The sequence below is a fragment of the Stenotrophomonas sp. GW821-FHT01H02A genome (genome assembly GCF_059422145.1).
Map to the genome: position 1 here is coordinate 145,817 of NZ_JBWKWI010000010.1, position 18,085 is coordinate 163,901.

General features: G+C 64.7%; 28 protein-coding genes. All 28 read left to right on the forward strand.

All coding sequences use genetic code 11. The annotated features are described in order from the left end of the window. Positions 1 to 3: 3 nt before the first annotated feature. The 28 genes from AC07WC_RS15585 (at position 4) to AC07WC_RS15720 (ending at position 18,066) form a co-directional block, all read left to right on the forward strand. Positions 4 to 237 (forward strand): hypothetical protein, encoded by a 234-nt coding sequence (locus AC07WC_RS15585; RefSeq protein ID WP_495210801.1) that lies wholly within the window; start codon positions 4 to 6, stop codon positions 235 to 237. Next, a complete protein-coding gene (locus AC07WC_RS15590) occupies positions 237 to 605 on the forward strand; it encodes a Ref family recombination enhancement nuclease (protein WP_495210802.1) in 369 nt (122 codons plus the stop codon). The genes AC07WC_RS15585 and AC07WC_RS15590 overlap by 1 nt, the downstream gene beginning before the upstream one ends. Further along, positions 602 to 1,072, forward strand: a complete 471-nt coding sequence (locus AC07WC_RS15595) for a hypothetical protein (protein WP_495210803.1) — start codon at positions 602 to 604, stop codon at positions 1,070 to 1,072. Before AC07WC_RS15590 ends, AC07WC_RS15595 begins: the two co-directional genes overlap by 4 nt. A gap of 49 nt (positions 1,073 to 1,121) precedes the next feature. Beyond that, positions 1,122 to 1,325, forward strand: coding sequence for a hypothetical protein (locus AC07WC_RS15600; protein ID WP_353086557.1), 204 nt, complete (start codon positions 1,122 to 1,124; stop codon positions 1,323 to 1,325). After that, complete coding sequence (locus tag AC07WC_RS15605) at positions 1,309 to 2,013, forward strand: hypothetical protein (RefSeq protein WP_495210804.1); 705 nt, start codon at positions 1,309 to 1,311, stop codon at positions 2,011 to 2,013. The genes AC07WC_RS15600 and AC07WC_RS15605 overlap by 17 nt, the downstream gene beginning before the upstream one ends. Before the next feature lie 285 nt (positions 2,014 to 2,298). Beyond that, positions 2,299 to 3,090: a DNA adenine methylase gene (locus AC07WC_RS15610; protein WP_495210805.1), complete on the forward strand. Its 792-nt coding sequence runs from the start codon at positions 2,299 to 2,301 to the stop codon at positions 3,088 to 3,090. Between the two features lie 52 nt (positions 3,091 to 3,142). After that, on the forward strand, positions 3,143 to 3,349 hold the full coding sequence (locus AC07WC_RS15615; RefSeq protein WP_319624126.1) for a hypothetical protein: 207 nt from the start codon (positions 3,143 to 3,145) through the stop codon (positions 3,347 to 3,349). Continuing rightward, positions 3,346 to 3,885 carry a lysozyme gene (locus AC07WC_RS15620; RefSeq protein ID WP_495210806.1) on the forward strand — a complete coding sequence of 180 codons (540 nt, stop codon included), beginning with the start codon at positions 3,346 to 3,348 and terminating at the stop codon, positions 3,883 to 3,885. Before AC07WC_RS15615 ends, AC07WC_RS15620 begins: the two co-directional genes overlap by 4 nt. Continuing rightward, positions 3,882 to 4,391: a hypothetical protein gene (locus tag AC07WC_RS15625; RefSeq protein ID WP_495210807.1), complete on the forward strand. Its 510-nt coding sequence runs from the start codon at positions 3,882 to 3,884 to the stop codon at positions 4,389 to 4,391. Before AC07WC_RS15620 ends, AC07WC_RS15625 begins: the two co-directional genes overlap by 4 nt. Positions 4,392 to 4,406: 15 nt before the next feature. Further along, entirely contained in the window at positions 4,407 to 4,697 is a 291-nt protein-coding gene (locus tag AC07WC_RS15630; RefSeq protein WP_495210808.1) for a hypothetical protein, read from the forward strand. A gap of 20 nt (positions 4,698 to 4,717) precedes the next feature. Continuing rightward, positions 4,718 to 5,050 carry a DUF1064 domain-containing protein gene (locus AC07WC_RS15635; RefSeq protein ID WP_495210809.1) on the forward strand — a complete coding sequence of 111 codons (333 nt, stop codon included), beginning with the start codon at positions 4,718 to 4,720 and terminating at the stop codon, positions 5,048 to 5,050. Further along, positions 5,050 to 5,265 (forward strand): hypothetical protein, encoded by a 216-nt coding sequence (locus AC07WC_RS15640; protein WP_495210810.1) that lies wholly within the window; start codon positions 5,050 to 5,052, stop codon positions 5,263 to 5,265. Before AC07WC_RS15635 ends, AC07WC_RS15640 begins: the two co-directional genes overlap by 1 nt. 611 nt (positions 5,266 to 5,876) lie before the next feature. After that, on the forward strand, positions 5,877 to 6,128 hold the full coding sequence (locus AC07WC_RS15645; protein ID WP_495210811.1) for a hypothetical protein: 252 nt from the start codon (positions 5,877 to 5,879) through the stop codon (positions 6,126 to 6,128). Next, positions 6,085 to 7,965 (forward strand): terminase large subunit, encoded by a 1,881-nt coding sequence (locus tag AC07WC_RS15650; RefSeq protein ID WP_495210812.1) that lies wholly within the window; start codon positions 6,085 to 6,087, stop codon positions 7,963 to 7,965. The genes AC07WC_RS15645 and AC07WC_RS15650 overlap by 44 nt, the downstream gene beginning before the upstream one ends. A gap of 8 nt (positions 7,966 to 7,973) precedes the next feature. Then, complete coding sequence (locus AC07WC_RS15655; RefSeq protein WP_495210813.1) at positions 7,974 to 9,245, forward strand: phage portal protein; 1,272 nt, start codon at positions 7,974 to 7,976, stop codon at positions 9,243 to 9,245. Continuing rightward, on the forward strand, positions 9,223 to 10,065 hold the full coding sequence (locus AC07WC_RS15660; protein WP_495210814.1) for a head maturation protease, ClpP-related: 843 nt from the start codon (positions 9,223 to 9,225) through the stop codon (positions 10,063 to 10,065). The genes AC07WC_RS15655 and AC07WC_RS15660 overlap by 23 nt, the downstream gene beginning before the upstream one ends. An 11-nt stretch (positions 10,066 to 10,076) precedes the next feature. Continuing rightward, the gene (locus AC07WC_RS15665) at positions 10,077 to 11,327 is read left to right on the forward strand and encodes a phage major capsid protein (protein ID WP_495210815.1); all 1,251 of its coding nucleotides are present in this window, start codon (positions 10,077 to 10,079) and stop codon (positions 11,325 to 11,327) included. A 59-nt stretch (positions 11,328 to 11,386) separates the two neighbouring features. Further along, positions 11,387 to 11,914 (forward strand): hypothetical protein, encoded by a 528-nt coding sequence (locus AC07WC_RS15670; RefSeq protein WP_495210816.1) that lies wholly within the window; start codon positions 11,387 to 11,389, stop codon positions 11,912 to 11,914. A 3-nt stretch (positions 11,915 to 11,917) separates the two neighbouring features. Then, positions 11,918 to 12,397 (forward strand): head-tail connector protein, encoded by a 480-nt coding sequence (locus AC07WC_RS15675; protein WP_495210817.1) that lies wholly within the window; start codon positions 11,918 to 11,920, stop codon positions 12,395 to 12,397. Further along, the gene (locus tag AC07WC_RS15680) at positions 12,394 to 12,729 is read left to right on the forward strand and encodes a phage head closure protein (RefSeq protein ID WP_495210818.1); all 336 of its coding nucleotides are present in this window, start codon (positions 12,394 to 12,396) and stop codon (positions 12,727 to 12,729) included. Before AC07WC_RS15675 ends, AC07WC_RS15680 begins: the two co-directional genes overlap by 4 nt. Further along, the gene (locus AC07WC_RS15685; RefSeq protein WP_495210819.1) at positions 12,722 to 13,225 is read left to right on the forward strand and encodes an HK97-gp10 family putative phage morphogenesis protein; all 504 of its coding nucleotides are present in this window, start codon (positions 12,722 to 12,724) and stop codon (positions 13,223 to 13,225) included. The genes AC07WC_RS15680 and AC07WC_RS15685 overlap by 8 nt, the downstream gene beginning before the upstream one ends. Continuing rightward, entirely contained in the window at positions 13,225 to 13,584 is a 360-nt protein-coding gene (gene gp17 / locus AC07WC_RS15690) for a tail completion protein gp17 (protein WP_495210820.1), read from the forward strand. Before AC07WC_RS15685 ends, gp17 begins: the two co-directional genes overlap by 1 nt. Positions 13,585 to 13,668: 84 nt before the next feature. Continuing rightward, entirely contained in the window at positions 13,669 to 14,139 is a 471-nt protein-coding gene (locus tag AC07WC_RS15695; RefSeq protein WP_495210821.1) for a phage tail tube protein, read from the forward strand. 129 nt (positions 14,140 to 14,268) lie between these two features. After that, positions 14,269 to 14,646 (forward strand): phage tail assembly chaperone family protein, TAC, encoded by a 378-nt coding sequence (locus AC07WC_RS15700; protein ID WP_495210822.1) that lies wholly within the window; start codon positions 14,269 to 14,271, stop codon positions 14,644 to 14,646. 29 nt (positions 14,647 to 14,675) lie between these two features. After that, positions 14,676 to 14,939, forward strand: a complete 264-nt coding sequence (locus tag AC07WC_RS15705; protein ID WP_495210823.1) for a hypothetical protein — start codon at positions 14,676 to 14,678, stop codon at positions 14,937 to 14,939. A 3-nt stretch (positions 14,940 to 14,942) separates the two neighbouring features. Further along, positions 14,943 to 16,910, forward strand: a complete 1,968-nt coding sequence (locus AC07WC_RS15710; RefSeq protein ID WP_495210824.1) for a hypothetical protein — start codon at positions 14,943 to 14,945, stop codon at positions 16,908 to 16,910. 4 nt (positions 16,911 to 16,914) lie between these two features. Further along, the gene (locus AC07WC_RS15715; protein ID WP_495210825.1) at positions 16,915 to 17,676 is read left to right on the forward strand and encodes a hypothetical protein; all 762 of its coding nucleotides are present in this window, start codon (positions 16,915 to 16,917) and stop codon (positions 17,674 to 17,676) included. 60 nt (positions 17,677 to 17,736) lie between these two features. Beyond that, positions 17,737 to 18,066 carry a hypothetical protein gene (locus AC07WC_RS15720; protein WP_495210826.1) on the forward strand — a complete coding sequence of 110 codons (330 nt, stop codon included), beginning with the start codon at positions 17,737 to 17,739 and terminating at the stop codon, positions 18,064 to 18,066. The last annotated feature ends 19 nt before the right edge of the window (positions 18,067 to 18,085 follow it).

Here is an 18,085-nt window from a genome sequence, read left to right on the forward strand (position 1 = left end):
CTGATGGACTTCACCGCCTTCAGCACGCGCAGCAAGTACGCCGCCCAGATCAATGCCGGGTACTCGGCCCGATTGAACGGTGACGGGCTGAGCACCAACCCGCACATGGTGTGGGTGGACACGCAGGACGAGCTGGAGCCGCGCAAGGTGCAGCCGCTGGGCGAGAAGGCGCTGGCCTGGCAGCACGGCTGGCGCCTCGCCGACCGCGACGAGAAGCGCCGGGCGGGCGCGCGCTGATGTGGTCCAGCGCTCCACCACCGACGCAAGCCGAGGGAGCCCGCATCGAGGCGGCCAAGGTCGGGCCCTGCATGGCATGCCTGTCGCTGGTCGCGCAGGGCCTGCTTGCGCCCGGCCAGACCGTCTACGGCTGCGACTACAACCACGCCAAGAGCGGGAACAAACGGCGCGGACACGCCTACGGGTACGCCCTGTGCGTGTGGCACCACCGGCGCCACCCGATTCAGGGGAAGACATTCGCAGAGATGCGCGAGATCTACGGCCCGAGCCTGATGGACGGCTCGCGGACCTTCCACGAAACCTATGGCAGCGACGACGAGCTGATTGAACAACAGACCTACATCATCGAGTTGAGGGCAGTTGCGTGAGTGAGAGCAAGAAGACATGCGCCGATCAGGTCCGTGCGGCGTTCGACCAGGCCCCAGCCGAGGGGCTGAGCTACGCGGGGCTGTACGAGAAGCTGGCAGCCGATGGCGTGGATACAGGCAAGGCCAAGGATCGCATCAACAGCTCGCTGCGCTACCTGGTCGCGCGCGGCTATCTGCTCAGGGCCGGCGAGCGCGAACACACGATGTTCCGCAGGAGTGGCACGGCAATGGCTCGGCCCCGTCTGACCGAATCGCAGAGGGCAGAGCGCACCAAGGTAAAGAACCGCCGGCGCGTGGAGAGGGCCAGGGCTGCGCGAGGTGTGACGGTAGGGCTGCGAGCCGCAATGATTCCCAAGCCCGTCCGGGCGGCTCCCACGGCCAAGCCGGTTTTCGAGACGTTCGAGCAGTGGCAGGCGAGGGGCGGGAAGGTCGAGCGCCTGAGTGCGGCCTGGGAACGGCCGGGGTAGAGGGGACGGCGTCGCGATCGGTGCGACGCACTGGGAAGAAGCTGGACGGATGGACCTGACCCGCTACGACGACAAGGCGCTGGCGCTGCTGAGCAGCATCCAGCAAGACATAGCCGCGATGCGATGGACGAGGGCGTGGACCGCCCCAGCCGTACGCCGCGAGGCACAGCAGGCACTGCGCCGGGCACGCGCGCTGCGCCGTGAAATCAATCGACGAGAGCACAAGGGGAAAGTCCATGGGGAACAAACGTGAGCTGATGGCGCGGCTTGGACCGTCAACCGTCAAATTCGATACGGGCCGGGGCGGAATTGCTGACCTCACCAATCAGGACATCGCCGGGGCGCTGGGCATGGTTCCCGGCGGTCTGGGGCGAGAGCTACTGGAAGCGCTGTGGTGGCCGGAAAGTGGCATGCGCCGGATCCAGCAGCTGCGCCAGGCAGTCATCGCGCTGGTGGCGCCCGAGTACATCCGCCAGCAGCAGGCCCTGAGCGTCGCCCGAACCGAGTTCGGCATCGCCAAGGCAAGCATGGGCTGGGCAGGTGGCGCCGTGACCAGTACCCAGCGGGTAGAGCACCGTAGGGCGGAGGCGAAGTTGGAGGCCGTGCGCGCGCTGTGCTGGCCGAACAACACGATGGAACAGCTGGGGAGCTTGGCTGCGGCTGTGATCGGCGAAATGGCGAGCGCCAGTTGCTGCGATGCCTGCGACGGCCGGCGGGTGCAACCTGCAGCGGATGGCACCGGTGCGGTGCAGTGTGAAGGCTGCGGAGGATCTGGCGTCGAACCGCTCAGCGGCAGGAAGCGCGCGATAGCCATCGGCGCTGATCAATCGGCGTACCGGCGGTTCTGGCAGCCGGTTTATGAGTGGATGCTGGAGCGCATGCGCGACGCGGAGTCGGATGCCGCCGAAGCGTTCAGCCGGGCGCTCGCGCGCGCTGCATAGTGAGGACTTGATGGGTCATCAATAAAGCGGGCAATCTTCCCACTATCCAGACGCAAGCCCCGGCCAAGCCGGGGCTTTTTCTTTGCCCGCCATCCAGACCGGATTAACCCTCGCGATCAGCCGGCAGCGAGGCGGGCGTTTCATAGACAGGATGGCCCCGCAGCTGCTTGCAGGCAGCTGGGGGCCGCCGCAGTACGCGCTTGTCAGCCGCGCGCCATTGGCCGTGATCCTGGTGCTCTCGAGAGCCCGGCGATTGTGGCTGTGACTCGTTTCATAGGCTGAGATTTGAAGACCAAGACGATTTTCCCTTGGCCGGGCGGTAAGACCCGGCTAGCCCACCACCTGTTGCCGCTTATCGAGGCTGCGCCCCACACCTGCTACGTGGAGGCATTTGCGGGCGGCGCCGCGATGCTGTTCGCGCGGCAGCCAGCGAAGGTTGAGGTGCTCAACGACACGCATGGCGAACTGGTTCGTCTCTACCGAGTGGTCGCCAACCATCTTGACGAGTTCGTCCGCCATTTCCGCTGGTCACTGACCAGTAGGGAGATGTATCGCTGGGCTCAGCTGCAGAACGTCGAGACGCTGACCGATATTCAGCGCGCCGCGAGGTTCTACTACCTGCAGAAACTCTCCTTCGGCGGCAAGGTCGCCGGTCAGACACTGGGTGTGGGGCCAACGGCCAGCAAACGCATCAACCTGCTGCGGCTTGAGCAGGATCTGAGCGACGCCCATCTGCGTCTGCACGGCGTGGTGGTGGAGAACCTGCCCTGGCAGAAGTGCATCAAGAAGTACGACTCCGAATCAACGCTTTTCCTTCTCGACCCCCCTTACTGGGCGACCGAGGGTTACGGCAGCGATTTCGGCCTCGAGCAGTATCAGGAGCTCGCCACGACGATGGCAGCCCTGAAAGGCAAGGCAATCCTGACGATCAACGACCACCCAGCGATGCGGGGCATCTTTGGGGCTTTTCCATCCATGCAGGTGCCGATTCGCTACACGCTCGGCGGAGGCAACGGGGTGGGTCGTCAGGAACTGATCTACACGACCTGGAAGCCTGATGGCTGGCCAGAAACCTAGAGAACCAACCGGGAGGGGCGATATGCCGAACCGGACAATCCACGGGGCAACCATGCGGGACGAAATCATCAGCACCGCGGCGAGTGCTGCGGCAAAGGTCACGCCGCCGGTCGCGGTGGCCGGGGCCGTCGCCGGCGGCGTCAACCTCGACCGTCTGGTCGTGATCCTGACTGTCGTATACCTGGTCGGCCAGATCACCTATCTGGTTTGGCGCTGGGTCCGCGAGTGGCGGCAGGCTGCCAAGGCGACCAAGGCATGAGCAGGCCCGGTGGCGCGCCAGGTCGGTCGCTGGTGGCGCTTCTGGTCCTGAGCGCTGCCGGCTTGGTCGCGATCGTATCGAGGGAGGGCTACACCGATACGGCCGTCATCCCCACCAAGAACGACCGCCCCACCGTCGGCTTTGGATCGACCTTCCACGCTGACGGGACGCCGGTGCGGCTCGGTGATCGAATCACCCCGTATCGCGCCCTGCACACCGCTCAGGCGCACATCGCGGGCGAGGAGAAGCGATTCCGCGCCTCGCTCCCCGGCGTGTACCTCACGCAGGGTGAGTACGACCTCTATCTGGACTTCACGTACCAATACGGGGCAGGAAACTGGCAGGCATCGTCTATGCGGCGCCAGCTGCTGGTGGGCAACTACCGTGCCGCCTGTGATGCCCTCTTGCTGTGGAAGCGTGCCGGCGGCTACGACTGCTCGACGCTGATCAACGGCAAACCCAACAAAGTGTGTTGGGGCGTGTGGGATCGGCAGCTGGAGCGGCACGCCAAGTGCGTTGCCGAGCTTGCACCATGAGCCGGGGCCACTTGGGGGTTGGGCTGCTGATCGCATGGGTCGTGTGCTGTGTGCTGTCGTTCGCTGCAGGCTGGTCCTGGCGCGGCGATCGCGCGGCTCTCAGTACCGCCACCGCCGAGGTGGCCGATGGACGAGTGGCCCTGGCTGGAGAGCAGGCGGCGCGATCTGTCGATCACGAACAGGTAGCAGGCGTCCAGCAGGCGGGAGATACCGCCGACAAGCGACAGGAGAAGATCAATGCTGACTATCAAGACCGCATTGCGGCTGCTGTTGCTGGCCGCGATGGTGAGCTTGGCCGGCTGCGCGGCCACTGGGCCAGCTGCGAAACCAGCCGCCTGGCCGATGGTGCCGCCGCTGCCGCAGCGGCTGCAGAACAAGACCGACTACGCCGGCTCGGTGCGGCTGGAATTGTACGGGCCTGCGAACTCGCCCAGTCCGAGCGAGACGAAACCGTAGACCGATACCGGGCCGTCGAGACGGCCATCAACGGCGCCAAGCGCCCCTGATCCCTGGAGATCACCATGTCCCGAACCATCAAAGTACTCGGCGTCACCCTCTGGCCGACTCTCTCCCAGCGTCTTGCACAACGCCTGCGCGCCGTCGAGGTGGACGGTGAGGCCCTGCGTAGCGAGCTCGCCGAGGTCAAAGCGCACAGCGAGAACGTCGATTCCGCTGCCGGCTCTCAGATCGCCTCGCTCAAAAGCCAGCTGGCTGCGGTCAATGGGGTTCTGATCGAAGTGCAGGGCCGCTTGCCGCCGCTGGCGAAGGCCAAGAAAGCCAAGGCCCAGGTCCGCCGCCGCAGCCCGCGCTGATGCCGGGGCAAGGCAAGGCCATGTTGGCGCTCGGCCGGCTCAAGGTCGGCCAGATGAACAAGACCGAGGCCGCGTATGCGGAGCGGTTGCGCCAGCAACAGGCCGCCGGTGAGATCCAGTGGCACAAGTTCGAAGGGATCAAGCTGCGCCTGGCTGACAGCATGTTCTACACCCCCGACTTTGCGGTGCTAGCCGCTGATGGCGTGATGGAACTGCACGAGGTCAAGGGCTTCTGGATGGACGATGCCAGGGTCAAGATCAAGATGGCGGCCGCGCTGTACCCGATGCGCTTCATTGCGGTCCGGGCGAAGCCGAAGCGGGACGGAGGCGGCTGGGCCGTCGAGGAGTTCTGATGGACGAGCGCATAGACCGTCTGCTGTCGCTGGCCGAGCAGCAGCACGCAACCATTGCGGAACAGGGACGACAGATCGCGCAGCAGGCTGAACAGATCGGACTGCTCACGCAGTCGGTCGTGCTGCTGCTGGGCGAAGAGGTGGGCGTGCCAGTGCCGGACGCCGACGCCGCGGCAGAGCCGCAGCGCACCGACATGGACGGCAAGCCGTACTGATGGCCGGCTTGGCAGGCAATCGTCAAGCCAAGCGGTCTATGCCCACCAACAGCCGGGCATGGCGCCAGCTCCGCGAAACCATCTTGGTGCGTGATCTGTACCAGTGCCAGGAGCATGGCTGCGGAGTGATTTGCACCGGCAAGGGCCAGGCACATGTTGATCACGTCGATGGCAACCCGAACAACAACGACCCCGCGAACCTTCGGACGATGTGCATCGGCTGTCATAGCCGCAAGACCGCACGCGAGGACGGTGGCTTCGGTAATGCCGCGCACACGGTCATCGGCTGTGACGAGGATGGGTGGCCACTGAGACGGCTACGGGCGACCGCGGCCGACATCGGCGGGACGGAAGTTATCCACAGCCCGAAGGCAGGCCGAGGGTGGGGGGGCCGAAAAGTCTGAGCGGAATGCCCGGCGATACGTGCCCCCTCCTTTCTTCGCGCATCCACAGTTGGAAAGACGACCCCCTGAGGGTGGGGATTGATGGCAAACCCGCGAACGCCGGCGGCCAAGGCGGCAGTGTCTGGCGCTGCGGCGAAAAACCCGAAAAGGCACCAAAACCGGAAGACCCCAAAGGCCACGAAGGCAATCGGTCCTCCATACAAGGGGATGACCAAGCAGCAGGTCGCCGTCTGGAAGGAGCAGGTGGAAAACATGCCCTGGCTGCATGCCGGCCATCGATTGCTCCTGCGTCAGGTCTGCATCCTCGGCGCGCGGATGGAAACAGATCCCGTGATGGGGGTGTCGGCTATGCAGGCACTTGGGTCGCTGCTCTCCAAGTTGGGAGCAACGCCGGTCGACGAGACGAAAGTACACCATGGCAACGGCGAAGACGAAGACCCGGACGACAAACATTTCTAACTGCCGCACCAGCGAGTACCCGCTCGCGGTGGTATCTGGGAAGGTGGTTGCTGGACCCCACGTTCGGAACGCATGTCGTCGCCATCTCAAGGACCTGGAGGAAGCGGGCGAGCGCGGACTTTACTTTGACCGCGAGGCGGCCGATAAGAAAATTGCCTTCTTCGAAGAGGTGTTACGCCTCAGCGAGGGCCAGTTCGAAGGTAAGCCCTTCCAGCTTCACCCCAGCCAGGCCTTCAAGATCGGGAGCTTGTTCGGATGGAAGCAGGCTGATGGAGAACGTCGATTCCGGCGTGCCTACATCGAGGAAGGCAAGGGGAACGGCAAATCACCTATGGCCGGCGGCATAGCGCTTATCGGTCTGTGTGCAGACCAAGAGGCAGGCGCCCAGGTCTACGCAGTGGCGTCACACAAGGATCAGGCAGGAATTCTGTTCCGCGATGCGGTCAAGATGGTAAAGGCATCGCCCGCGCTCAAGAAGCGCCTGCAGTTCTCCGGCGGCGAGGGCAAGGAATACAACATCGCGCACCACAAGTCGCAGAGCTACTTCCGACCTGCGTCCAGAGACGTCGGCAAAACCGGCTCCGGCTACCGCCCGCATTTCGTGCTGGCCGACGAAGTGCATGAGATGGCGGATGGGCGGATCATCGAAATGATGGAGAACGGCTTCAAGTTTCGCCGCTCTCCGTTGTTGTTCATGATCACCAACTCCGGCAGCGACCGGAATAGCGTTGCATGGGCGGAACACGAGCACGCGGTAAAGGTGGCTGCTGGGAGCCACGAAGCGGTTACCGATCCGAGCTTCGTTGGCGAGGTGATCGACGACAAGACCTTTTCCTTCGTCTGCGGTCTGGACGAGGGCGATGACCCGCTGGAGGATCCACGCTGCTGGTTGAAGGCGAACCCCATGTTGGGGATCACCATCACCGAGGAGTACTTGGCGGGCCGCGTGAGCCAGGCCAAGCAGATCCCGAGCAAGCTGAACGAGATTCTGCGCCTCAATTTCTGCATGTGGACCGACGCGGACCAGGCGTGGATGAGCCGCGACACAGTCGAACCCTCTCTGCAGGAATTCGACCCGGCGGATCACCACGGGGCCAAGGTTCACCTGGGGCTTGATCTCTCGCAGAACCGCGACATCACCGCTCTTGGCGCTGTAGTCGAGACGGGCACCACTGAAGTGACGGTGGAGGTCGAGGGAAAAAAGAAGGTGGTGAGCAAGCCGACGTTCGATGCATGGGTTGAAGCATGGACGCCAGGCGACACGGTCAAAGCGCGGGAGCTACGGGACAAGCTGCCTTACAGCACTTGGATCAGGAATGGCCACCTCTACGGCCCCAAGGGCCAGACGATCAGCTTTCGCCACGTCGCCCAGACGTTGGCCGAGTACGACCGGGACTACGAAATCGTGCAGGTCGCTTACGACCGGTATGCATTCCGCAAGTTCGAGGAGGAAGTCAATGACCTAGGTCTTTCGATTTCGTTCGTTGAGCACCCGCAGGGCGGTCTGAAGAAGGGCAAGCCGCCCGAAGAGGCCGTGAAGGCCGCGGCCGCCGCGAAGAAGCCGCCGCCGGAGGGCCTATGGATGCCTGGGTCGGTCCGCCTCTTCGAAGAGGCTCTGCTAGAAGGCCGCGTCCGCATCCGCGGCAACCCAGTGTTGGTCTCGGCAATCATGTCGGCCGTGATCGAGTGCGACAAGTGGGAAAACCGCTGGCTCTCAAAGGCCCGTTCGGTAAACAAGATCGATGCCGCAGTGGCCCTCGTGATGGCCTTCGGATCTGCCCACTCAGCGGTCAAACCTGCCTCCGTGTATGAGCGGCGTGGCATCAGATTCTTATAAGGAACGCAATGTCCAGGTTCAACGAAGCCCAGCTCCAGTCGCTGGACCGGTTCTGGAATCCCCTCGCCGAGGCATCCGCGCCACCGCTCAACGCGCGCGCTGAAGCCGGGCAGTTCAAGGGAATGGATAATCCCGCGCTGCTCGAGTTCATGCGTGCTGCTGGCGGGCAGGGCAGCGGTGGCTACCAGCTACGGAACATGGCTGTATTGCGCTGCGTGTCACTGATCTGCGGCACTGTGGGCATGCTGCCGTTGAACGTGATTGAAGCTGGCCCGGCGAAACGCGTAGCCACCGAGCACCCGGCGCACCGATTGTTGCGGCTCAAGCCGAACCCCTGGCAGACGCCGATCGAGTTCAAGCGGCAGATGGAGCTGGCGCGGCAAAGGCATGGCGACGCCTACGCCCGAATCGTGTGGTCAGCCGGTCGGCCGATCCATCTGATTCCGCTGGAATCCACCGCCGTCGATGCGGACCTTGGCGACGATTGGCGCATGGTCTATCGCTACAACAGCAAGAAGCGCGGCGAGGTGATCCTTAAGCAAGAGGAAGTGCTGCACGTTCGCGACATTTCTGTGGATGGCGTGACCAGCCTGTCTCGGATGAAGCTCGCAGACCGGGCCATTCGCCTGGCGCTGGACGCAGAGAGGGCAGCCAGCCGGATCTTCGAAACGGGAAACATGGCCGGTGGCGCCATTGAGGTTCCAGCTGCTCTCAGCGATGAAGCGTACGCACGTATGCGGGCGTCACTCGACACCGAGTACGCAGGTGCCAGCGCCGCGCAGAAGTGGATGCTGTTGGAGGAGGGCGGCAAGGCCAACAAGTTCGGAAGTACCGCCCAGGAGGCGCAGCACGTCGAGAACCGCAATGCCCAGGTCGAAGAGGTCGCCCGTCTGTTCGGCGTGCCCCGACCGCTTCTGTTCCTGGACGACACCAGCTGGGGCAGTGGCATCGAGCAACTCGGCATCTTCTTCCTGCAGTACACGATGCTCGAGCACTTTACGAACTGGGAACAGGCTATCGCGCGAGCACTGATCGCCGAGCGCGACCTTGAGCGCTACCAGCCCAAGTTCAACGTCCGCGCCTTGATGCGCGGCACCCTGAAAGATCAGGCGGACTTCTTCGCCAAAGCGCTGGGGTCTGGTGGCACAAAGCCCTGGCACACGCAGAACGAGATCCGAGACCTGCTGGACTATCCCGAATCGGATCAGGCTGGCACCAACGACTTGATCAACCCCATGACACAGAAGGGAAAAAGCAATGAGCCTCCGGCAGCTGCCTGAAATCCGCGCCGAGCGCAGGCTGGGCGCTGCCCAGTTCGACATGCGCCCTGATGCCTTGGAGCGCTGGGAGCCCGAGGTCAGGGCCGCCAGCTCCGGCGACAACAGCATCTCGATCTACGACTCGATCGGCGAGAACTGGGAGGGCACGGGCGTGACGGCCAAGCGAATCAGCGCGGCCCTTCGCTCAATAGGTGATCGGGACGTTGTAGTGAACGTCAACTCGCCGGGGGGTGACTTCTTCGAAGGGGTAGCGATCTACAACCTGCTGCGGGAACACAAGGGCCGCGTCACGGTTCAGGTCATGGGCCTGGCCGCTTCGGCAGCTTCGGTGATTGCCATGGCCGCCGACGAGATCCTGATGGGTGATGGCGCATTCCTGATGATCCATAACGCTTGGGCGGTAGCGATCGGCAACCGGCACGATATGGCCGACGCCGCTAAGCTGCTGGAGCCTTTCGACGCGGCGATGGCGAACGTCTACGCAGCTCGCTCCGGCATCACAGTAGCCGAAGCGGCGCGGATGATGGACGAGGAAACGTGGATCGGCGCAGCGCAGGCGGTGGAAGACGGCTTCGCCGACGGCTTGCTCGATGGCGCTGCAGCTACGAAGGGTGCTACGCAAGCGGGCGGGGGGCGAAAGGCGCTCGCGCTGGTCGAGGCTGCAATGGCCAAGGCCGGCCACTCGCGCTCAATGCGCCGCGACACCTTGAAGTCCCTGTTCAACGGCAAGCCGAGCGCTGCCGACCCTGCCATGCCGAGCGCTGGCGGAAACGAAACCACGGCCCTGTTGCAGGGCCTTCTCGACAACATCAACGCCTAAGAGGCCAACAAATGACCAAGATGACCCACGGCCGCGTTCCGCGTGGCCTCGTTTCCGTGCACGCAGATGGTGGCAGCCAGCCCGACGTGAAGGCGCTGGTGGAGAGCCTGAACAAGGCATTCGCCGACTTCAAGGCCGAGCACAACAAGCAGTTGGACGAGATCAAGAAGGGCAATGCCGATGCATTGCAGGCCCTGAAGGTCGACAACATCAACGCCGATATCACGCGTCTGCAGGCTGCGGTCGACCAGGCCAACACCCAGATGGCCGCGTTCCAGATGGGCGGTGGTGGCGCCGCCAGCGACGTGGCCGATGCCGAGTACACCGAGTCGTTCCGTGCTCACTTCCGCAAGGGTGAAGTGCAGGCTGCCCTCAACAAGGGCGCGGCCGACGAAGGCGGCTACCTGGCACCGGTCGAATGGGACCGCTCGATCACCGACCGCCTGGTCATCGTCTCGGACATGCGGCAGCTGGCCAACGTGCAGCCCTGTTCGGGTGCCGGCTTGACCAAGCTCTACAACACCGGCGGCACGTCCTCGGGCTGGGTCGGCGAAGAAGACGACCGCCCGGAGACCGCGACCTCAAAGCTGCGCCCGCTCAGCTTTGGCTGGGGCGAGATCTACGCCAATCCGGCCGCAACCCAGCAGCTGCTGGACGATGCCGAGATCGACCTGGAAGCATGGCTGGCCGGCGAGGTGGAGCTGGAGTTCGCCAGGCAGGAAGGTGATGCGTTCTTCTCCGGCAATGGCGTCAACAAGCCGTTCGGCATCCTGACCTACGTGGAAGGTGGCGCCAACGCCGCCAAGCACCCGTTCGGCGCCATCAAGGCCGTGAACAGCGGTGTTGCCGCCGGCATCAATGGCGACAGCATCCTGGACCTGGTTTACGACCTGCCGTCAGCCTTCACCGGTGGCGCCAAGTTCGCCATGAACCGCAAGACCCAAGGCGTGGTGCGCAAGCTGAAGGACGCGCAGGGCAACTACCTGTGGCAGCCGTCGCTGGTAGCCGGTCAGCCGTCCACCCTGGCCGGCTTCGCCGTGCAGGACGTGGCGGCCACGCCGGACGTTGCGGCAAACGCGATTGCCATGCTGTTCGGTGACTTCAAGCAGACCTACACCGTGTACGACCGCAAGGGCGTGCGCGTGCTGCGCGATCCCTACACCAACAAGCCCTACGTCATGTTCTACACGACCAAGCGTGTGGGCGGCGGTGTGCACAACCCCGAGCCGATGCGCGCCCTCAAGATCGCGGCTGCGGCCTGATCGTCAACCTGCCGGGTGGTGTCGCGCCACCCGGCCCCAGCCATGATCGAGGTTCAGCAATGGCAAAGTTCATCAAGCCTTTCCGTGGTGTGCGGGCGGGCGAGATCTATCCGGTCCAGTTCGCCGTTGGCGAGGCGTGCCCGGCCGAGCTGGAAGCCGGCGCACTGTCTGTCGGTGCGCTATCCCTGGCAGCCGCCCCACTGCTCACGTCCAGCTTGGCGGGGTCCAACACCCTCCCAGACCAGGTGCCGTTGGCCGATGGCGTCACTGCGGGCGTGGAAGATGTGGTCAGCCACGCTCACACGGCGTCGGGCCTTACGGCAGAGGCCTGGAACGCCTTGGCTGAAGACCAGCGGGAGCAGGCAATCGGCGTATCCATCCAGCAGCTGAACGCCGAGGCAGAGGCCAAGGAAGCAGCGACCAGCAGCGAGCCCGCGGCCGCCGGCACTGGCGATGCAGGTAACACCACGCCGGCAGCTGAGAAGGGTGAACTGATCCAGCAGTTGGAGGCGGCTGGTGTTGCCTTTGACAAGCGCTGGGGCGTGGACAAGCTCACTGCGGCGCTCAACGAGGCCCGGAAGGACTGACAAATGAGCCTGATTTCGATCGAGCAAGCTCGGGCGCATGTCCGGGTGGAGGATGACTACCCGGTCGAGCAGCTTCAGTCTGCGATGGACGGCGCGCAGGACGCCGCGCAAGCGTATCTGAACCGGCGTATCTATGAGAGCAAGGACGCTCTCGACGCCGATCGCATGGAGTACCCCGCCGCAGTGGGCGCCGCTGCGTCCTCCCGCGACAGCGCGCTGGCGGCAGCGATGTTCATCCAGGACGCCGAGGAGCGATCAGCGGCAATTCGCCTTGCGCGCGTCGTGTATCAGGAAGCCTTTGCTGATGTCGGGAGATGCGTGAATGGAGTCGTGGTGAACCCGAGCATCCGTTCAGCGATCTTGCTTACGATGGGCCACCTTTATGCAAACCGGTCCGATGTGGTGGTCGGCGCGCAGGCGATGGAGCTCCCGCATGGTGCAAGGGCACTTCTCCGCCCCTACCGCAGGGTGATGATGCCATGAGCCTTCAGGACGGTGAGCTGACAAGTCGGATTCGGTTCGAGCGAAAGGTGACGGAGCGGGATCCACTAGGTGGCGACGTCGCCTCTCGGTGGGAAGCCGTAGCCAGCGTGTGGGCAAAGACCACCAACAACCTGGCAGCGACCACGGAAATGATTGCCGCAGGGGCTGATCGATATCGAGAACAGGTCCGGTTCGACCTTCGGCTTCGGACGGTTGAGCCCGCGTGGAGGATCATGTTCAGAGGGAGAGCATTTGACATAAAGTCGATCGCTCCCAGCAATGATCGGAGCGAGCTGGCCATCATTGCCGTTGCGGGGATCTCAGATGGCTGAGCCAATCCAGATCCGTGGCCTGGCCGGGCTGCTGACGTCCTTGCGGGAACTGCCGCAGGAAGTGCGCGGAAAGCCCCTACAGGTAGGAATGCGCAAGGGCGGCAACATCATCCGAAATGAGGCGCGACAGCGAGTGCCGAGGGCGTCCGGGTTTCTGGCGACACAGATCGTCGTCCGTCGGGCCAACGCGAAGAACCGCCGCAAGGCTGGCGTGGGCACCGGTGGCGAGTACTACACCGTCGGTGTCCGGACCGGAAAACGGGTTAGGTATGCGAACACGAAGCGCAACCGGCGGAAGCGCCGGGCTGGCAAGCTCTACGAACAGAGCGGCTGGGCGTACTACTGGCGCCATCTGGAGTTCGGCACCAAGAAGATGGCAGCCAAGCCATTCCTGACACCAGCAGCTGAGGCCAAGGGGCCGCAGGCCGCCCAGGTGATCATCGACGAGACCCTGGCAGCCATGGACAAGCTCATGAAGGCGAGGGGGTGGAAATGATGGTGCCGTTGATCCAGTCGATCCTTCAAGCCAGCGGCCCTGTGCGCGCGCTGTTGGGCGACCCGATTCGCGTGTGGCCGCAGGTGGCGCCCGAGGGCGTGGCGCTGCCCTACGCAACGTGGAGCGTCGTGGCTGGCTCGCCCCTGGCGCAGCTTTCCGACCCACCGCCGGCGGACGGCTGGCGGGTTCGCCTGACCGTATGGGGCGACGGCGCGAGCCAGGCCAGCGCCGCTGCGGTGGCCATCCGCGACGAGGTGGAGCGGCACGGCAGCATCGAGTCCTACAACCCCACGCCTGATGACGACGACACCGGTGCCTTCGGCATTTCCTTCGACGTGCGGCTGCTGGCTATCCGGTAGCCCCCAACACCGCAACCCCAACCGCCGGCGCAAGCCGGTTTTTTTGTGCCCGGCGACCGGGCTTCACAGAAGAGGTAAACCGCAATGGGCGTTCTGAAGTCCAAACACACCCAGCTGTTCATCGCCACCGCGCTCGCAGAGGTCACCAAGGTGACCCGTCTGCGCTCGGTTGGCTTCCCCGATGGCCAGGCATCGGAAATCGACGTCTCCGACTTCGACGATGACTGGGATCAGTTCGTGGCCGGCCGCAAGGCCACGGGCAGCACCACCGTCGAAATCAACTACGACGCCGTAGACCACGAGAAAATCGAGGCGCTGCATACGAGCGGCGCCGTCGTGGACTTCTTGGTCACCGCGCCGAAGTCTGAAACCGAGGGCGTGGAAAAGCCCGTAGCCGTCAATGGCGTGATCACGCCGCCGGAAGACGTCGTCTCCAAGCAGTTCAAGGGCTTCGTGCAGAACTTCGCTGTGCAGGTTGCCGACAACGACATCTGGAAGGCGACCATCACCATCCGCGGCTCCGGAGCAGTGATCACCCACCGCCCGGCGCCCTGACCGGCGCAACGGCGCTCTCTCTCTTTCGGCCCGCTTCGGCGGGCCATCTCTTTGGCCGGGCGCGCGGGGATCCCCGCGTGTTAGCCGTGCGCGGCCCGCGCGCCCAGCCACCATTTCAGGAAACGGCCCATGAGCAAGACCAACGACACCCCGGCGACCGATACGCGCGCCACCGAACAGACCGTGCTGCAGGCCTTCACCAGCCTGGGCATGTTCGCCTCCAAGGACGTGCATGCAGACACCATCACGCTGCCCAGCGGCGACAAGGCGCAGTTCCACGTGCGCGAGCTGCCGGACGCTGAGTTCCGCAAGCTCTTCCAGGACGGCGATCGCGCCAAGCTGATCGCGGCGACCATCTGCGACGAGAACGGCAAGTCGGTGATGACGGCCGCCCAGGCGGCGCAGCTGAAGCCGCTGGTAGCCGCCGAGCTGCAGCAGGTGGCCATGAAGCACTCGGGCTTCGGCGACAAGGCTGCTGACGCCCAGGCCGACGCGGGAAACGCCTAAGGCAGCGGGGCGAGGACTGGTTCTGGCATGTGCTGGCCGGCCATCTGCACCGCACGGTGGCCGAGCTGCGCGGAACCATGTCGCGCAAGGAATTCCTGCAGTGGTGGGAGTTCCACAAACGAAACCCCATCGATCCGGTGGGGCTGCACATCAGGCCGGCCGCATTCGCTGCCTTCACCTTCGCCGCTCACAGCCAGGGAGGCACGAAGCGCGGGATGCAGGAGTTCATGGACGTGCTGGTGCCACGATCGGACGACGACGAGGCCCAGGACTGGTTCGATTCACTGGGATGACCAATGGCTGACAACTTCGGGCGCTTCGCGGCGGTTCCCATCGGCCCCCTACTGGCTGCGCGAGATGGCGGCCTCACGCTCGCCACCACTGCCGCGGCCAGCATCCACCGCATGGCCAAGTCGGATGTGGCGCAGAGCGCGGGCACAGTGGGCGTGGAAATCGCCGTATGGGGCGACGACCCTATGGAAGCGGTGATCGGCGTGGTTACTGCGGCGGCGCCGCTCAACAGCTATCCGGGCGGCTTGGCTGGCGGCATTGGCTGGGAGCTGGGAACGGGACGGGTGATGCTGAACGGTGCGGCCGTCGCCAGCGGCCTGCCCATCGCCAAGCACGGCGATATCGCTGGGTTGCGCGTCTTGTTCGGCGCGCCGACGCGCCTGCAGTTCTACCTGGGCGCCACTCAGATCCATCAGCGCGATATCACCCTGGCCGGCCCGTTGCACTTTGCCGGCGCTCTGGCTGCAAGCAAGGCTGGTGGTCTGTGCATGGTGGTGAATGCCGGGCAGTGGAACGCGCGCGGGCCGGCGGCGCTCGCCGGCTGGAAGGTGGCCGCGGCCTCGGGGCTCGTCACCCGTCTGTCCGACGCGGACTGGCTGACCGCACCGGGCGACCTGCCCGCCAACGCCCGCTACGAGGGGTTGATCGCCGAAGGGGTGAACCTGATCAGCGAGATCAACTTTTGGCCATGGGGCGGCGACCCTGTAACCCAGACCAGTGCCGCCGAGTGCGTGGTGCTCGACTCCGAAGGGTTGCTCGACAACCTAGCACTTTCCGGCGCCTCGGGGATGCCCGTCCAGATCCGCGCGGGCAGCTCCGCCGGCATGCTGGCTGACACCTCGGCGGTGTTCCGCTTCACCGTGGATCGCATTGAGATCAACGACGACGGCACCAAGACGGTTCACTTCCGCGATGCCCATGACGACCTGGACGAGACGATCAACCGCGGCGTGTTCATGCCGAACATCGCCGCTCTGGCTTGGAAGCCGCAACCGGTGGTGATCGGGGCGGTGGCCAGCGTGCCGGCGATGGGCGCCAACTCGGATGCGACAGCGATGTTCGTCTCGGACGGCAGGGTCTACGCCGCTGCGGTGATGGACCGTGGTGACCTCATGGAGCCGGGCACGTTCTCGCTGTCGCCCGACGGGCAGCAGCTGATCATGAAGTCGCCACCGGTCACACCGGTGGTCGCCGATCTGTCCAGCGTTGGGCCAGGTCAGCGTCCGGCCACGCTCCAGCAGGCGATCGCCGACATCATGGGGCGTCTCGGCAAAACGTCGTGGTCGGGCGGCGACTGCGCCGCGGTGGATGCCGCAACTGGCTACGCCGGCGTGGGCTACTACGCGGGCAATGCGATCACGGGTCGGGATGCCATGAATGCCATCCTCCCGAGCTATGGAGCCGCCTGCTACCAGGACGCAACCGGCGTGCTGCGCTTCACCAGGGTGGTGGCCCCCGAGACCTTCTCCGGCGCTCCAGCTTTCGAGCTCACGGAGAACGACTTGGCTGAGGATCTGCAGGCGGTGCCAGACGACGCGCCGAACCTGACGCGCCGAATGGCCTACCGGCCAAACGCTCAGGCGTTGGCTGCCTCGGACCTTGTGACGGATGTGGTCGACGTGCCGCAGGCGCGCCGCGACGAGCTGACCGGCTTGTTCCGCGCGCAGGTCTACGGTGGCGGCGTTCTCCACCAACACTACCGCCGGGCGGATGCCGCAGATCCGGTGCTGTCGCTGTTCTGGCATGCAGCCGATGCGCAGTCGGAGATCGACCGGGTGGTGGGCATGTACCGGCAGCAGCGGTTCTTCTATCAGGTAACGGTACGCGGCGACCAGAGCCTGGCCCCGCAACCCGGCCAGGTCGGCCGGCTGACTTACCCGCGCTATGGGTTGGACGAGGGCAGGGCGGTGTTGGTCCGTCGCGTGGAGCGCAATCCGGCCACGGGTGACGTGGTACTGACGATGTGGGGTTGATCAGATGCTGATCGGATATGGAATGCCGGCCACTCAATCGGTGGCGTTGGTGGGTGGGACCTGGCTGACGGCAGACGGCGCAGCGGCGCTGTTCGACGGCAAGCCTGCGCGCCGGGCGCGCATCGCCCGCACCGGTGCGCTGTCGGTCAACATCACCCTGGCCGAAGCTGTCGTACCGGGTATCGTGGCCGTGCTGGGCCTCAACGTTCCCGCCGGTGTCACCGTGCGGGCGGCGGGCGCCACCGGCAAAACCATACGGCTACCGACCGGGACCGTATGTGCTTGGCTGTTCCCGGCCGGCTCAGCCGCGGTCAGTAGCGTGGCGGTCGAGATCGACACCACTGTTGCCAACGTTGAACTCGGGGAGATCGCGATCTTCCGCGCGGTCGACGTTGGGATCACGGATGGATGGGCGGTGGCGGCGGTTGACGCCAGCACGCACACCCGTACCAAGGGCGGGCAGGTGAACACCGTGGCAGGTGCGGTATACCGCCGGTTGACCGCCACGCTGTCGGGCCGCGCGACTGAGGTGGTGCGCAAGGGTGGCCTGGCCGGAACGGACTGGGAGACGGTCGCAATGGCGATGGCTGGGCGCCAGCGTGCATGCGTGGTGCCGCAGTACCGCGACATCCAGACCAAGGCGTTCGACCCGGTTCTGGCTGCGCGCGCTGCGATGTACGGTCACGCAACCCAGCTGCCCTCGGCCGAGAACATCAGCCGGCAATACTTCAGTGGATACATGGAGTTTGAGGAGGTTCCTGCATGACGGTTTCGTCGGCCGACTTCCGGGTGAGACAATCCGCGCCTCTTGACTAAGGAAGCAAGGATGATTGAACACACGAGCAAAGTGGACGTGCCTGACGATGAGCCGCCGTCTCCCCTTGATGAGCTGCCAACCCGTGCAGGTGCGACGCTGGAGGATATTGGGAGGCTAATGCTCTTCCTGTCTGTCGCCGGAGGTGGCGTTGGAATCTTCGCCTTCGGCCGAATCCCCACTGTAACGAGCTGGGGCATCAGCTACGAATGGCATCCCATTGTTGTCTTTGCAGTTCTGATCAGCTCGGTTTGGGCTGTAGCCCTCTCCTGGGCGGTATACAGAGCGGGAACGACGCTTCGATGGCTTGAGGCTATCGGGCGGAAGCTCGACATCAAATAGTCGCGTAGCCCTCGAGGCT